Origin of the sequence: Pseudomonas sp. GM18, from assembly GCF_000282195.1 — a bacterium.
Classification (GTDB): Bacteria; Pseudomonadota; Gammaproteobacteria; order Pseudomonadales; family Pseudomonadaceae; genus Aquipseudomonas.
Genome location: NZ_AKJT01000035.1, coordinates 39,099 through 53,250, shown reverse-complemented (window position 1 = coordinate 53,250; position 14,152 = coordinate 39,099). Strand labels below are relative to the sequence as shown.

The 14,152-nt window shown below is 61.1% G+C and carries 12 protein-coding genes; 5 read left to right on the top strand and 7 right to left on the bottom strand.

Annotated elements, in window-relative coordinates; translation table 11 throughout:
• Positions 1 to 3: 3 nt before the first annotated feature.
• Genes PMI21_RS18235 through PMI21_RS18250 form a run of 4 tightly spaced genes read right to left on the bottom strand, consistent with a single transcriptional unit; the run spans position 4 to position 2,778 of the window.
• The gene (locus PMI21_RS18235) at positions 4 to 531 is read right to left on the bottom strand and encodes a pilus assembly protein PilP (RefSeq protein ID WP_007936826.1); all 528 of its coding nucleotides are present in this window, start codon (positions 529 to 531) and stop codon (positions 4 to 6) included.
• On the bottom strand, positions 528 to 1,151 hold the full coding sequence (gene pilO, locus PMI21_RS18240) for a type 4a pilus biogenesis protein PilO (RefSeq protein ID WP_007936824.1): 624 nt from the start codon (positions 1,149 to 1,151) through the stop codon (positions 528 to 530). Before pilO ends, PMI21_RS18235 begins: the two co-directional genes overlap by 4 nt.
• Positions 1,148 to 1,714 (bottom strand): PilN domain-containing protein, encoded by a 567-nt coding sequence (locus PMI21_RS18245; RefSeq protein ID WP_007936823.1) that lies wholly within the window; start codon positions 1,712 to 1,714, stop codon positions 1,148 to 1,150. The genes pilO and PMI21_RS18245 overlap by 4 nt, the downstream gene beginning before the upstream one ends.
• Positions 1,714 to 2,778, bottom strand: coding sequence for a pilus assembly protein PilM (locus PMI21_RS18250; RefSeq protein WP_007936822.1), 1,065 nt, complete (start codon positions 2,776 to 2,778; stop codon positions 1,714 to 1,716). The genes PMI21_RS18245 and PMI21_RS18250 overlap by 1 nt, the downstream gene beginning before the upstream one ends.
• A 218-nt stretch (positions 2,779 to 2,996) precedes the next feature.
• On the opposite strand from PMI21_RS18250, the gene PMI21_RS18255 reads away from it, so the two are divergent.
• The gene (locus tag PMI21_RS18255) at positions 2,997 to 5,435 is read left to right on the top strand and encodes a penicillin-binding protein 1A (protein ID WP_443200762.1); all 2,439 of its coding nucleotides are present in this window, start codon (positions 2,997 to 2,999) and stop codon (positions 5,433 to 5,435) included.
• A 252-nt stretch (positions 5,436 to 5,687) separates the two neighbouring features.
• On the opposite strand, the gene PMI21_RS18260 is transcribed toward PMI21_RS18255, so the two are convergent.
• From PMI21_RS18260 to rpmE, 3 genes are all read right to left on the bottom strand, one after another.
• Complete coding sequence (locus PMI21_RS18260) at positions 5,688 to 6,956, bottom strand: malic enzyme-like NAD(P)-binding protein (RefSeq protein ID WP_007936820.1); 1,269 nt, start codon at positions 6,954 to 6,956, stop codon at positions 5,688 to 5,690.
• A 182-nt stretch (positions 6,957 to 7,138) separates the two neighbouring features.
• The gene (locus PMI21_RS18265; protein WP_007936819.1) at positions 7,139 to 7,927 is read right to left on the bottom strand and encodes a thermonuclease family protein; all 789 of its coding nucleotides are present in this window, start codon (positions 7,925 to 7,927) and stop codon (positions 7,139 to 7,141) included.
• A 35-nt stretch (positions 7,928 to 7,962) separates the two neighbouring features.
• Complete coding sequence (gene rpmE, locus PMI21_RS18270) at positions 7,963 to 8,181, bottom strand: 50S ribosomal protein L31 (protein WP_007936818.1); 219 nt, start codon at positions 8,179 to 8,181, stop codon at positions 7,963 to 7,965.
• A 329-nt stretch (positions 8,182 to 8,510) separates the two neighbouring features.
• Between rpmE and PMI21_RS18275 the strand changes: the two genes are divergently transcribed.
• From PMI21_RS18275 to hslV, 4 genes are all read left to right on the top strand, one after another.
• Positions 8,511 to 10,730 (top strand): primosomal protein N', encoded by a 2,220-nt coding sequence (locus PMI21_RS18275; protein ID WP_007936815.1) that lies wholly within the window; start codon positions 8,511 to 8,513, stop codon positions 10,728 to 10,730.
• Positions 10,731 to 10,927: 197 nt separating this feature from the next.
• Positions 10,928 to 12,664 (top strand): arginine--tRNA ligase, encoded by a 1,737-nt coding sequence (argS, locus tag PMI21_RS18280; RefSeq protein ID WP_007936814.1) that lies wholly within the window; start codon positions 10,928 to 10,930, stop codon positions 12,662 to 12,664.
• Position 12,665: 1 nt separating this feature from the next.
• Entirely contained in the window at positions 12,666 to 13,376 is a 711-nt protein-coding gene (locus PMI21_RS18285) for an SPOR domain-containing protein (RefSeq protein WP_007936813.1), read from the top strand.
• A gap of 245 nt (positions 13,377 to 13,621) precedes the next feature.
• Positions 13,622 to 14,152: an ATP-dependent protease subunit HslV gene (hslV, locus tag PMI21_RS18290; RefSeq protein WP_007936812.1), complete on the top strand. Its 531-nt coding sequence runs from the start codon at positions 13,622 to 13,624 to the stop codon at positions 14,150 to 14,152.

The following is a 14,152-nucleotide window of genomic DNA, read 5'->3' as shown; positions in this document are numbered from 1 at the left end:
CCACTATGAGTGCTCTTTCAAAGGGATGGTCCGCGGCCGCTCCAGCCAGGCGCCTTCGCCATCGGGAACGATTTCGACCACATCGACTTGCGAACCGCTGATGGCAACGATCCGCCCATCGTTGCGCCCCAGGTAATCGCCGACTTTCAGCCGATGCACACCGCCCGCCCCGCGCAGCAGCGCAAAGGAGCCGGAGGCATTGGAGAGGGTGCCGACCATTTCAAATTGCTCGATGTTGAAACCTTCGAGGTACTGCTTGACCCGGTTGGGGTCGGGCTTGACGTTACGCGAGCCATGCTTCTGGCCAGCCAGATCGACTCGGACCTGGCGGGAGAACGGGCTGCGCAGGTTGGCCGCGCCGTAGGTGAATGTCGGATAAGACTGGAATGTCGGCGTTGGTTCAATCTTGCCGGGCGCACGCAGGCGCACTTCGTTCAGGTAGGCATCGATGTCGCTGAAACCATTGTCACCGCCGCAACCGGCCAGGACGACCAGGCACATCACCATCGACAGGCAACGAATCGGGCTCATTTCTGCAACCCCTTGTCGTTGTAGCGGTAGGTCTTGGCAAGGATGCTCATGCGCAACTTCGGACCGCCTTCGGGATTGGCCGGCACCAGGTCGAAATCATGCAGGGTGACGATCCGCGGCAACCCCGCCACGCCGCTGACAAAAGTGGCCAGGTCGTGATAAGCACCGGTGACGGTGATCTGGATAGGGAGTTCGATGTAGAACTGCTGGGTGACCTCCGGCAGCAGCTTGATCTCTTCGAACTCCAGGCCGCTGCCCAGCCCGGTACGGGTGATGTCCTCCAGCAGGCCAGGCACTTCGGTGTCGCTGGGCAATTGCCGTAATAGCATGCCGAAGGAGTTCTCCATTTCCTTCATCTGCTGCGTATACAGCTCCAGATTAGCCGCCATGTGGGCTTTGGTCGTGAACTGCTCCTTGAGCGTCGACTCTTCCTCGCGCTTGAGTTCGAGGTGGTTTTGCAGGTCGCTGATCAAGAAGCTATAACCCAGGGCCAGCACCAGCACCATCAGCAGAACACTCGCAAGGACCTTGATCGCCCTTGGCCAGGAACCCATGTTGTTGGTGTCCAGATCGTTGATGTCGATCTGGCGCAACCCTTCGAGCCATTCGGACAGCCTCATTTAGCCACCCCCACAATTGCCGGCTGGGTCTGACGGACGCTCAACTGAAAAATATTGGCCTGATCCAGCTGACCGGCGGTGGTCGCTTTGACTTCCGTGAGATTGGGCGCATCGAACCAGTCGGATGCATCCAGATTGCGCATCAAATCCGAAACACGATTGTTGGACTCCGCCGCGCCGGTGATGGACAAGGTCTTGCCGACCATTTTCACTTCGGTGAAATACACGCCGTCCGGCAAGGTGCGCGCCAACTGATCGAAGATCCTCCCGCTGATCGGCCGGTTGCCTTGCAGGTCCTGGATGATGCGCATGCGCTCGACGAGTTGCTGGCGACGGGCCTTCAGGTCGCTGATCTGTTTGATCCGCTCGTCGACCACGGCAATCTGACTGGCGATGTAATCATTACGCGCGACTTGTCGATCGATGGCACCGTTAATGACCTGGTCCGTGATCAGCAGCGCCCCCACCGACCCTGCCAGCACTCCGACCAACGCCAGCAAAAAGCGTTTGCGCCGCGCTTCGCGTAACTCTTCGCGCCAGGGTAAAAGATTGATCCGTGCCATCAGTCGAAACTCCTGAGGGCCAGCCCGCAGGCGATCATCAGTGCCGGCGCATCGCTCGCCAGGGCACTGGCGTTGACCCTGTTGCTCAGGGTCATGTCGGAGAATGGATTGGCGACCTGGGTCGGCGTCCCCAGACGCTGCTCGATCAACCGGTCCAGCCCTGGGACCGAGGCAGTGCCGCCGGCCAAAAGAATGTGATCGACCGAGCTGTATTGGCCGGAGGCAAAGAAAAACTGCAATGAGCGCGATACTTGTTGCACCAACGCATCCCGAAACGGCTGCAAGACTTCACTGACGTAATCGTCCGGCAAACCGCCCTGTTTCTTCGCCAAGCCTGCCTGCTCGACCGTCAGGCCATAACGGCGCTGGATTTCTTCCGTCAATTGTCGGCCGCCGAACAATTGTTCGCGGGTGTAGATAATCCGCCCGTTGCGCAACACGCTCAGGGTGGTCATGGTGGCGCCGATATCGACCACCGCCACGGTCAGATGCTCCTGAGAGGCAGCCAGCTGGGTTGCCAGCAGGCCGAACGATCGCTCCAGGGCATAGGCTTCGACATCGACCACTCGCGCGGTCAGCCCGGCCAGGGCCAGGGCCGCTTCACGAACCTCGACGTTTTCCTTGCGACAGGCGGCCAGCAGCACATTGACCCGCTCGGGGTTGCGCACCGACGCGCCCTGTACTTCGAAGTCGATCGCCACTTCATCCAGCGGATACGGGATGTACTGATCGGCCTCGATCTTCAGCTGGTTTTCCATCTCGTCGTCGGAAAGACCAGCGTCCATCTCGATGGTCTTGGTGATCACCGCCGAGCCGGCGACCGCCACCGCGACGTTCCTCTGGCTGGTTTTGGCCTTGAGCAGCACGCGCGCAAGGGCCTGCCCCACGCCTTCGAGCTCGGCAATATTTTTTTCGACCACGGCACTGGCGGGCAGCGGCTCGACCGCATAGGCCTCGACCCGATAACGGTCGCCTTGGCGGCTTAACTCCAACAGCTTCACCGACGTAGAGCTGATGTCGATCCCCAGAAGCGCATTGGTTTTTTTATTGAAGAGTCCTAGCACTACCAATTCCCTATGACTATCCGTGAGTTACGGACTCTGTAATATCCATTGCGTTCAATACCCCCCGTCTTGACAGAAGCGCAAATGACGCTCCCCGCGGAAAAATGCTTATAATGCCGAGCGTTTTTTCCGCTTTCACTGCAAGCGCGGGTCATTCTCTTTATAGCCTGAACCCTGATGCCTAATTCATTCTTTGCCCTGGATATCCAAAAGCCTTGATTCGTCTGCTGAAATTTTTCGGTTGGTCCATCGTCGCCGTTTTCTGCGGACTGCTCCTGGGTCTGAGCGGCGCCTTTCTTTACCTTAGCCCTGGATTGCCATCTGTGGAGGCGCTGAGAAGTATTCAGTTGCAGATTCCTTTGCGGGTGTACAGCAGCGACAACAAGTTGATCGCAGAATTTGGCGAAATGCGCCGTACGCCGATCCGTTTCGCCGACATTCCCCCCAATTTCATTAATGCGTTACTAAGTGCTGAAGACGACAATTTCGCCAACCACTACGGCGTCGATCCCAGCAGCCTGATGCGTGCCGCCACCCAGTTGGTAAAGAGCGGACACATTCAGTCTGGCGGCAGCACCATCACCATGCAGGTAGCGAAGAACTTCTTCCTGACCAGCGAACGCAGCTTCTCGCGCAAAACCACCGAAATCCTCCTGGCCCTGCAGATCGAACGGCAGCTGACCAAGGACGAAATCCTCGAGCTGTACGTCAACAAGATTTATCTGGGCAACCGCGCCTATGGCATCGAGGCAGCGGCGCAGGTCTATTACGGCAAGTCGATTCGTGACGTCAGCCTGGCGCAGATGGCGATGATCGCCGGCCTGCCAAAAGCCCCGTCGCGCTTCAACCCGCTGGCCAACCCGGCCCGCAGCAAGGAGCGTCGCGACTGGATCCTGGGGCGCATGCACAAGCTCGGCAAGATCACCGAAGCCGACTACACCGCGGCAATCAACGAGCCGCTGAACGCCAGCTACCATGTGCCGACCCCGGAAGTGAACGCACCGTACGTCGCCGAAATGGCCCGCGCCGAAATGGTCGGCCGCTATGGCAGCGATGCGTACACCGAAGGCTTCCGCGTCACCACCACGGTGCCGAGCGATTTGCAGGAAATGGCCAACAACGCGGTTCACGAAGGCTTGATGACCTACGATCAACGGCACGGTTATCGCGGCCCCGAGTCACGCCTGCCGGGTAAAACCCGCGAGGCCTGGACCCTGGAACTGACCAAGCAGCGGACCATCAGCAGCCTGGAACCGGCGATCGTGACCCAGGTCGACAAGAACGGCGTGCAGGTGCTGACCCGCACCGGCGAAGAACACGTTGCCTGGGACACCATGAAGTGGGCCCGTCCGTTCCTGAACACCAACAGCATGGGCGCCAATCCGAAGCAGCCGTCGGACGTCGCGCAGGTCGGCGATCTGATTCGCGTACAACGTCAGCCGGACAATTCGCTCAAATTCAGCCAGATTCCGCAGGCCCAGGGCGCACTGGTGTCCCTCGATCCGCAGAACGGCGCCATTCGTTCTCTGGTCGGCGGTTTTGCCTTCGAGCAGAGCAACTACAACCGCGCCATGCAGGCCAAGCGTCAGCCGGGTTCGAGCTTCAAGCCGTTCGTCTATAGTGCCGCCCTGGATAACGGCTACACCGCCGCCAGCCTGGTGAACGACGCACCGATCGTGTTCGTCGACGAGTACCTGGACAAGGTCTGGCGCCCGAAGAACGACACCAACACCTTCCTCGGCCCGATCCGCATGCGTGAAGCGCTCTACAAGTCGCGCAACCTGGTTTCGATCCGCCTGCTGCAAGCGCTGGGCGTCGACCGCACCATCGACTACATCAGCAAGTTCGGCTTCAACAAGCAGGACCTGCCACGCAACCTGTCCCTGGCACTGGGCACAGCGACCCTGACGCCAATGGAAATCGCCACTGGCTGGAGCACCTTCGCCAACGGCGGCTACAAGATTTCCCCGTACATCATCGACAAGATCGAAAGCCGCAACGGCGACACGCTGTTCGTTGCCAACCCGCCGAGCGTTCCGAAAGGCAACGTAGTCAGCGACGGTATCGCCGTGCCGACCGCCAATACCTTCACCGTCAACGCCACCCCAGGCGAAGCGCCGGGCGCCCAGCCAGTGCCACAAGCGCCAGCGGTGGCCGAACGTATCATCGATGGTCGCACCACCTACATCCTCAACAGCATGCTCGAGGACGTGATCAAACTCGGTACTGGCCGTCGGGCACTGGCCTTGGGCCGCAGTGACATTGCGGGCAAGACCGGCACCACCAACGAATCCAAGGACGCCTGGTTCTCCGGCTATAACGCCGATTACGTGACCACCGTCTGGACCGGCTTCGACCAACCGGAAAGCCTGGGCAAACGCGAGTTCGGCGGCACCGTCGCCCTGCCGATCTGGATGAACTACATGGGCGCCGCTCTCAAAGGCAAGCCACCCCATACCCAGCCGGAACCTGAAGGCATCCTTAGCCTGCGGGTCGACCCGGTCAGCGGTCGTGCAGCCACCCCAAGCACGCCTGGCGCCTACTTCGAACTGTTCAAGGCCGAAGACACGCCGCCGTCGGTGAACGAGCTGGGTAACGGCAACGTACCGGGTAGCCCGCTGCCAGCGGACGAGGCGGCGCCGATCGATTTGTTCTGATCGCCGCAACACCAAAAAGCCCCGCCTTCGAAAGAAGTGCGGGGCTTTTTATTGCCTGCCGGTTGATCGTTCCCACGCTTTGCGTGGGAATGCAGCCCGGGACGCTCCGCGTCCCTTTCGCGAACTGGAACGCAGAGCGTCCCTTGAGGCATTCCCACGCAGAGCGTGGGAACGATCAATACAAACCCCTCAGATACAAAAAAGCCCCGACTCAGAATGAGCCGGGGCCTTTGGTTGAAGCGCTACAACGGCTTAGCCGTTGAACACATCATCCACGCTTTTCAGCGGGTAGTTCTTCGGATACGGCAGGGTCGCCACACCCGTCTCGATCGCAGCCTTGGCCACGGCATCGGAGATCACGGTGATCAGACGGGCATCCATTGGTTTCGGGATGATGTACTCACGACCGAATTCCAGCTTGATGCCGCCGTAGGCATCGCACACTTCCTGAGGTACTGGCAGCTTGGCCAGTTCACGCAGGGCGTTGGCGGCAGCCACTTTCATTTCTTCGTTGATGCGCTTGGCGCGAACGTCCAGGGCACCACGGAAGATGAACGGGAAGCCCAGTACGTTGTTGACCTGGTTCGGGTAATCCGAACGACCGGTGGCCATGATCACGTCGTTGCGAGTAGCGTGAGCCAGTTCCGGGGCGATTTCCGGATCCGGGTTCGAGCACGCGAACACGATCGGGTTGGCCGCCATGGACTTCAGGCCTTCAGCGCTCAGCAGGTTCGGGCCGGACAGACCAACGAACACGTCAGCGCCTTCCAGCGCGTCAGCCAGGGTGCGCTTGTCGGTCGCGTGAGCGAAGACAGCCTTGTACTGGTTCAGGTCGTCACGGCCGGAGTGGATCACACCGGTACGGTCAACCATGTAGATGTTTTCGATGTTGGCGCCCATGCTCACCAGCAATTTCATGCAGGAGATGGCGGCAGCACCGGCGCCCAGGCAGACGATCTTGGCTTCCGGCAGGGTTTTGCCGGCGATTTCCAGGGCGTTGATCATGCCGGCAGCGGTCACGATCGCGGTACCGTGCTGGTCATCGTGGAATACTGGAATGTCGCACTGCTCGATCAGAGCGCGTTCGATTTCAAAGCATTCAGGTGCCTTGATGTCTTCCAGGTTGATGCCACCGAAGGTGATGGAGATACGCTTGACGGTGTCGATGAAGGCTTGCGGGCTTTCGGAGTCGACTTCGATGTCGAACACGTCGATGCCGGCGAAGCGCTTGAACAGAACACCTTTACCTTCCATCACCGGCTTGGAAGCCAATGGACCGAGGTTACCCAGGCCCAGAATCGCGGTGCCATCGGAAATGACTGCAACCAGGTTGCCTTTGCCGGTGTATTTGTAGGCCAGTTCAGGATCGCGGGCGATTTCGCGTACTGGTTCGGCTACGCCGGGGCTGTAGGCCAGCGACAGGTCGCGGGCGGTAGCAGTGGCCTTGGTGAGCTCGACACTCAGCTTCCCTGGACGAGGATTGGCGTGATATTCGAGAGCGGCAGTTTTCAGATCAGACATGTGGGCATTCCGCTTTTTACTGTTGGACAGACGGACCGCCGAGGATACGCGTGTCGCAAAGTCCCCACAAGACTGGCCAGTCACCCCTGTCAAGCGCCCTGCCCTACGACTTTGGGCCAAGAGCCACGGAACACAAGGGATGGACTGTTCACAATCGACAGAATAAATGTCTACAATTTTTCTTACGGTGCGACCTGCAACATCGCCGGATCGGTCAGCGGCAAAAGCCAGCGCGCCTGCCCGGGCTTCAGCCCGCCACGGCGCGAACGATCCACGACCCAGCCACGAGCCTCGATTTGCTTGCCTTTGAGCTGTTCAAGCGACGCACCATCGAATTGCCCCAGCATATTGGGTGCAACCCGCAATACAACTGAATCCTGCAACTCGATCCAAACCCCGCCGCGATTGCGCTGAACCTTGCTCACACGACCACTGAGCACGGCGAAGCCGGACGCGTTGATCTGCTCCGCTTTCAGTACAGGGGACTGTCGCCACAGCCCGAGGCCGGCCTGACGAGCACTGCGTTCCGCCGCCTGCTGGCAGCCGACCAAATCGACGTTCGGTGCTACCGCGACCTGAAAACCGAGACCTTCAGCAAGCATCTGCGCTTCGAGGTTGGCGCCATCGACACCGTAGACATGGGCCAGGGTGCGGCCGTAATGGTCCTTGCTTTCTTTACCCGGCAGCAAACCAACCCGCCCGTCGCTGGCGGCCACCAAGGCTTCCAGGCGTTTGCGCGCGGCCACGGCGAACGGCTCGTCGGAACGCCCCTGCTTGCCCAGCTCCGGCGTGTTCAAACCGATCATGCGTACACTGCGCCCATCGCTCAGGCGCAAGGTGTCGCCATCCACCACCCGCTGCACCGCGACCGGCGTCAGCCCGCTCGGCGCCGGGCAGAAGGCCTGGGCAGCGGAAAGCCAAATCGCAGACATAAAAAAGGCGCCCGCGAGGGACGCCTTTTTCATCAGCATGGAAAAACCGTGACGGCTTCCCAAGTTGATCGGCCTTAGGCCTTTTTCGCGCCGAAAGCACCGAAACGATCGGCGAACTTCTGAACACGGCCGCCGGTATCCAGAGTCTTCTGCTTACCGGTGTAGAACGGGTGGCACTCGTTGCAAACGTCGATCGCCAGGGCTTTGCCGTAGGTCGAACGGGTTTCGAACTTGTTGCCGCAGCTGCAAGTTACGGCAACTGCTGGGTATTCTGGATGGATATCGGCTTTCATGGTGTCTTCCTCAGGCTAGCGTGCCGCCACCCAACACTATTGTTGAATACCGCACGTAATTAGGCCGCGGATTCTACCAGACCTTTGCAATCACGCAAGCTGTCGTGGGTGCCCTCCATCAGGAAAGACTGTTCAATGTTGACGGCGTCTTTTAACGCCATGCTGCGTTGCTACTCCTCCCCATAGCGCGCTATGAGTCGTCGTAGCGCCTTGCCTGGCATTAAAATCCACTCGTCAACACTTGAACGCTTTCCTGATGGAGGACACAAATCCGACCGTCTGCTAGGCTCCCGGCCTTCTTCATCGCCCCTCACCGAGTAAACAATCGCGTGCCCAACGCCATTCTGCGCCTCGCCCTGCCTTCGCCCCTGCGCCGCCTGTTCGACTATCGCGCGCCGGCCGGAGTCCTGCGCGCCCAGTTACACCCGGGCATGCGCTTGCGGGTGCCGTTCGGTCGGCGGGAGATGATCGGGATTCTGGTGGAGATCACCGACCACAGCGAAGTCCCGACTGAAAAGCTCAAACCGGCGCTGGCGCTGCTCGATGCCGTACCGCCGCTGCCGCCCGCGCTGTTCAAGCTGTGCCTGTGGACCTCCCAGTATTACCAGCACAGCCTTGGCGACACGTTGAGCTGGGCGCTGCCGGTGTTGCTGCGCCAGGGTGAACTGGCCGAAGCCCGTCAGGAGCGGTTCTGGTCCGCCGCGCCCGGCGCCAGCCTCGATGACCCGCGCATCGCCCGCGCCCCGCGGCAACGTGAAGCCCTGGCGACCCTGGCTCAACATCCCCACGGCGTCGCCCATCAGTTGTTGAGCAAACTGATGCTGAGCAAGGACAGCCTCGACCTGTTGCTGGCCAAAGATCTGGTGCAGGTAGACATCCGCAGGCACGCGCCCGGCGCTCGCCACGAACACTGGCTGGCACAACCGGAATTGCCGCTCAACCCGGAGCAGCGCGCCGCTTATGAAGCGATTCGCGCCGGGTTCGACAGTTATCACGCGTTCCTGCTGGCCGGCGTCACCGGCAGCGGCAAGACCGAAGTCTATTTGCAACTGATCCGCGAAACCCTCGAGGCCGGCAAGCAAGCCCTGGTGCTGATCCCGGAGATCAACCTCGGCCCGCAAACCCTGGCGCGCTTCGAGCAGCGCTTCAATGCACGCATCGCGCTGATCCACTCCGCCGTCAACGACCGCGAGCGCCTGGACGCCTGGCTGGCCGCCCGGGATGGCGAAGCCGACATTATTATCGGCACCCGTTCGGCGCTGTTCACACCAATGAAGAACCCCGGCCTGATCATCATCGATGAAGAGCACGACGGCTCCTATAAACAGCAAGAAGGCCTGCGCTACCACGCCCGCGACCTGGCACTGGTTCGCGCCCGGCAGGAAAACATTCCGATTGTCCTCGGTTCCGCCACGCCGTCACTGGAAAGCCTGCAGAACGCCTACACCGGTCGTTACGGCCTGCTGCGCCTGAATGAGCGCGCCGGTGGCGCCAAGCAACCGCGCTTCCTGCGCCTGGACGTGAAAAGTCGTCCACTGGACAGCGGCATTTCCGGGCCGATGCAGCAAGCCATCGGTCAGACCCTGGCCGCCGGCCAGCAGGTGCTGGTGTTCCTCAATCGCCGAGGGTTCGCCCCGACACTGCTCTGCCACGATTGCGGCTGGATGTCCGAATGCCAGCGTTGCGACGCGCGAATGACCGTGCACCAGCGCTCGGGCGAATTGCGCTGCCATCATTGTGGCTATGTCGAACGCGTGCCTCGGCATTGCCCAAAGTGCGGCAAGGTCGATTTGCGGCCCGTGGGGGCCGGTACCGAGCGCGCCGAGGAACGCCTGGGGATTTTGTTCCCGGACGTCCCGGTGCTGCGGGTCGACCGCGACAGTACTTCACGCAAAGACGCGATGAATCAGCTGTTCGCGACCATCCAGAAAGGCCAGCCGTGCATTCTGGTCGGCACGCAGATGCTTGCCAAAGGGCACCACTTTCCCCGCGTGACCCTGGTGTCGATTCTCGATGCCGACGGCGGGTTGTTCTCCGGCGACTTCCGCGCCAGCGAGCGCATGGCGCAGTTGATCGTGCAGGTCGCCGGACGCGCGGGCCGCGCCGAAGAGCCGGGCAAAGTGATCATCCAGACGCACCTGGCGGACCACCCGCTGCTGGTGCAACTGACCGAGCAGGGCTACTTCGCCTTCGCCGAACAGGCGCTGAGCGAGCGCCGCTCCGCCGGGTTGCCGCCATTTGCGCATCTCGCGCTGCTGCGGGCCGAAGCGCACAAACCGGGGCAGGCCGAAGGGTTCCTCGATGAAGCGTGCAGCGAGGCCGAGCGACTGCTGGCTGAACAGCATCTGACCGGTATCGAGTTGCTGGGGCCGGTTCCGGCACCGATGGAGCGCCGAGCCGGGCGCTATCGCGCACAGTTATTGCTGCAAGCTACGGCCCGGGCGCCGCTGCATCGATTGTTGAGCAGTTGGTTGCTGGCTTTGGAGCAGATGCCCAGTGGGCGGGCAGTGCGTTGGTCGCTGGATGTGGACCCGGTCGATTTGTATTAAAAGATCAAGATCAAAAGATCGTCCGAACGCGGCCCGAGCCTTCGGCAGCTCCTACCCAGCGATCTTTGCCGCTTTTGTCACCACATATCCATAACCTGCCCGCTATAGTTGGCAAGCCCGTCTTCGCAACGGATAATGCCCAGTTTTTCCACCAGCGCATCGAAGCGCCGCCGCGCCTGCGGTCGAAAGAGAAGACCATGAAAGACACCATTCGCCAGCTGATCCAACAAGCCATCACCCAACTCGTCAACGAAGGTGTGTTGCCTGAAGGCCTGTCGCCGGCGATCCAGGTGGAAAACTCCCGTGACAAGACTCACGGCGACTTCGCCAGCAACATCGCGATGATGCTGGCCAAACCGGCCGGCATGAAACCCCGCGACCTGGCCGAAAAAATCATCGCCGCGCTGCCGGCTGACGAGAACGTCTCCAAAACCGAAATCGCCGGCCCTGGCTTCCTGAACTTCTTCCAGAACACTCAAGCCCTGGCGACCCGCCTGGACGCGGCCCTGGCCGACGACCACATCGGCGTACGCAAGGCCGGCCCGGTGCAGCGCACCGTGGTTGACCTGTCGGCACCGAACCTGGCCAAAGAGATGCACGTCGGCCATTTGCGCTCGACCATCATCGGCGACGGCGTGGCCCGGGTGCTGGAATTCCTCGGCGACACCGTGATCCGGCAGAACCACGTCGGCGACTGGGGCACCCAGTTCGGCATGCTGATGGCTTATCTGCAGGAAAATCCGATCACCAGCGACGAGCTGTCGGACCTGGAAAACTTCTACCGCGCCGCCAAACAGCGCTTCGACGAATCCGAAGAATTCGCCGACCGTGCCCGTGGCCTGGTGGTCAAGCTGCAAGCCGGCGACCCGGACTGCCTGGCCCTGTGGACCAAGTTCAAGGACATCTCGCTGTCCCACTGCCAGAAAATCTACGAACTGCTGAACGTCAAACTGACCATGGCCGACGTGATGGGTGAAAGCGCCTATAACGACGACCTGATCAACGTGGTCAACGACCTCAAGGCCAAAGGCATGCTGGTCGAGAGCAACGGCGCCCAGTGCGTGTTCCTCGACGAGTTCAAGAACGCCGATGGCGACCCGCTGCCAGTGATCATCGTCAAGGCCGACGGCGGCTACCTCTACGCCACCACCGACCTGGCGGCCGTGCGCTACCGCAGCGGCGTGCTCAAGGCTGATCGCGCGCTGTATTTCGTCGACCAGCGCCAGGCCCTGCACTTCCAGCAAGTGTTCCAGGTCGCGCGCCTGGCCGGCTTCGTGACCCATCCGATGGAAATGGAACACATGGGCTTCGGCACCATGAACGGCGCCGACGGCCGTCCGTTCAAGACCCGTGACGGTGGCACCGTGAAGCTGATCGACCTGCTGACCGAAGCCCAGGAACGCGCCTACACGCTGGTGAAGGAGAAGAACCCGGAGTTGGCCGAAGACGAGCTGCGCAACATTGCCAAGGTCGTGGGCATTGGCGCGGTGAAGTACGCCGACCTGTCCAAGCACCGCACCAGCGACTACAGCTTCAACTTCGACCTGATGCTGAACTTCGAAGGCAACACCGCACCGTACCTGCTGTACGCCTACACCCGAGTGGCCGGCGTATTCCGCAAGCTTGGCAAGGACTTCAGCGAAGTCGAAGGGCAAATCGTCCTCGAAGCGCCGCACGAACATGAGCTGGCGGCGAAACTGGCGCAGTTCGGCGAAATCCTGAATAACGTGTCCGATAAAGGCACGCCGCACATTCTCTGCACCTACCTGTACGATGTTGCCGGCCTGTTCTCCAGTTTCTACGAGAACTGCCCGATCCTCAGCGCCGACACCCCGACGCAAATGCAGAGCCGTCTGCGCCTTGCCGCACTGACCGGCCGCACTCTCAAGCAAGGCCTGGAACTCTTGGGTCTGGAAACTCTGGAGCGTATGTAAGTTGGCTGCCAAGAAAAAACCTGCACCCAAGCGTGGCGCCAGCCGTTACCAAGCTCCTGCAAAGCAACCGATCCCGGGCTGGCTGTGGATGGCCATCGGCCTGACGGTCGGCGCGTTCATTGTGTTCCTGATGAAGCTGGAACCAGGCAAGGGCAGTGACAGCGTCAAGCGCGAGAAGGTCGAGCAGCAACAGAAAGCCACCAAGATCGCCGAGGCCAACAAGACCCCGCCGAGCCCGACGCAGCCGGTGAAGCCGAAATATGACTTCTACACCCTGCTGCCGGAATCGGAAGTGATCGTGCCGCCAGATGCGGTGCCGGAGAAAACCCTGCCGACACCACAAGTGCCGGCCGTACCGACCACGCCAGTGACGCCTGCGGAAGCGGCGAAGATCGACACGGCCCGGGCTCAGGCGGCATTGGCCGGCATCACCCCGCCGCCAGCGCCACCGGTGGCAAAAGCGGCGCCGGTGACCAAGTTCTTCCTGCAGGCCGGTTCGTTCCGCAAGCAAGCCGATGCCGACAAGGTTCGGGCGCAGATTATCCTGTTGGGTCAGGCCGTGGCGGTTGAATCCGGCACGGTGAAGGACGAAACCTGGTACCGGGTGCTGGTCGGCCCGTTCAGCAACCGCGAACAACTGACCACCGCCCAGAAACAATTGGCGGGCAGTGGCTTCAGTAACCTGTTGTTACAACAACGCCAGAGCCGCTGACTCCCTCAGGGACACCGCATCTGATCGTTCCCACGCTCTGCGTGGGAATGCCTCAAGGGACGCTCCGCGTTCCGGCGCCGCAAGGGACGCAGAGCGTCCCGGGTTGCGTTCCCACGCAGAGCGTGGGAACGATCATCTGTCAGGCACCGCTCGTCCCCTCTCCCGTCCTACAGTTGAAAAACGCTCCACCACCCCCATATGAGTTGGCATAAGGCATTTTCGCCCCGCTGCGTGGAGACTCTCCCTTGACCACCATCGTTTCAGTTCGCCGCCACGGCAAAGTCGTCATGGGCGGCGACGGCCAGGTTTCGCTCGGCAATACCGTGATGAAAGGCAACGCGAAGAAAGTTCGCCGCCTGTACCACGGTCAGGTTATCGCCGGTTTTGCCGGGGCTACCGCTGACGCCTTCACCCTCTTCGAACGTTTCGAAGGCCAACTCGAAAAACATCAGGGCCACCTGGTTCGCGCCGCTGTCGAACTCGCCAAAGAATGGCGCACCGACCGCTCCCTCAGCCGCCTCGAAGCCATGCTCGCGGTCGCCAACAAGGACGCCTCCCTGATCATCACCGGCAACGGTGACGTGGTTGAGCCTGAAGAAGGCCTGATCGCCATGGGTTCCGGCGGCGGCTACGCCCAGGCTGCGGCCAGCGCGCTGTTGAAAAAGACCGACCTGTCGGCCCGGGAAATCGTCGAAACCGCTTTGGGCATCGCTGGCGACATCTGCGTGTTCACCAATCACAACATCACCATCGAGGAGCAGGATCTCGCTGAGTAA

Coding starts and splice junctions, on each gene's coding strand:
- PMI21_RS18245 (WP_007936823.1), bottom strand. CDS start 1,714: ATGGCACGGATCAATCTTTTACCCTGGCGCGAAGAGTTACGCGAAGCG.
- rpmE (WP_007936818.1), bottom strand. CDS start 8,181: ATGAAAGCCGATATCCATCCAGAATACCCAGCAGTTGCCGTAACTTGC.
- pilO (WP_007936824.1), bottom strand. CDS start 1,151: ATGAGGCTGTCCGAATGGCTCGAAGGGTTGCGCCAGATCGACATCAAC.
- argS (WP_007936814.1), top strand. CDS start 10,928: ATGAAAGACACCATTCGCCAGCTGATCCAACAAGCCATCACCCAACTC.
- PMI21_RS18260 (WP_007936820.1), bottom strand. CDS start 6,956: ATGTCTGATCTGAAAACTGCCGCTCTCGAATATCACGCCAATCCTCGT.
- PMI21_RS18265 (WP_007936819.1), bottom strand. CDS start 7,927: ATGCTGATGAAAAAGGCGTCCCTCGCGGGCGCCTTTTTTATGTCTGCG.
- PMI21_RS18235 (WP_007936826.1), bottom strand. CDS start 531: ATGAGCCCGATTCGTTGCCTGTCGATGGTGATGTGCCTGGTCGTCCTG.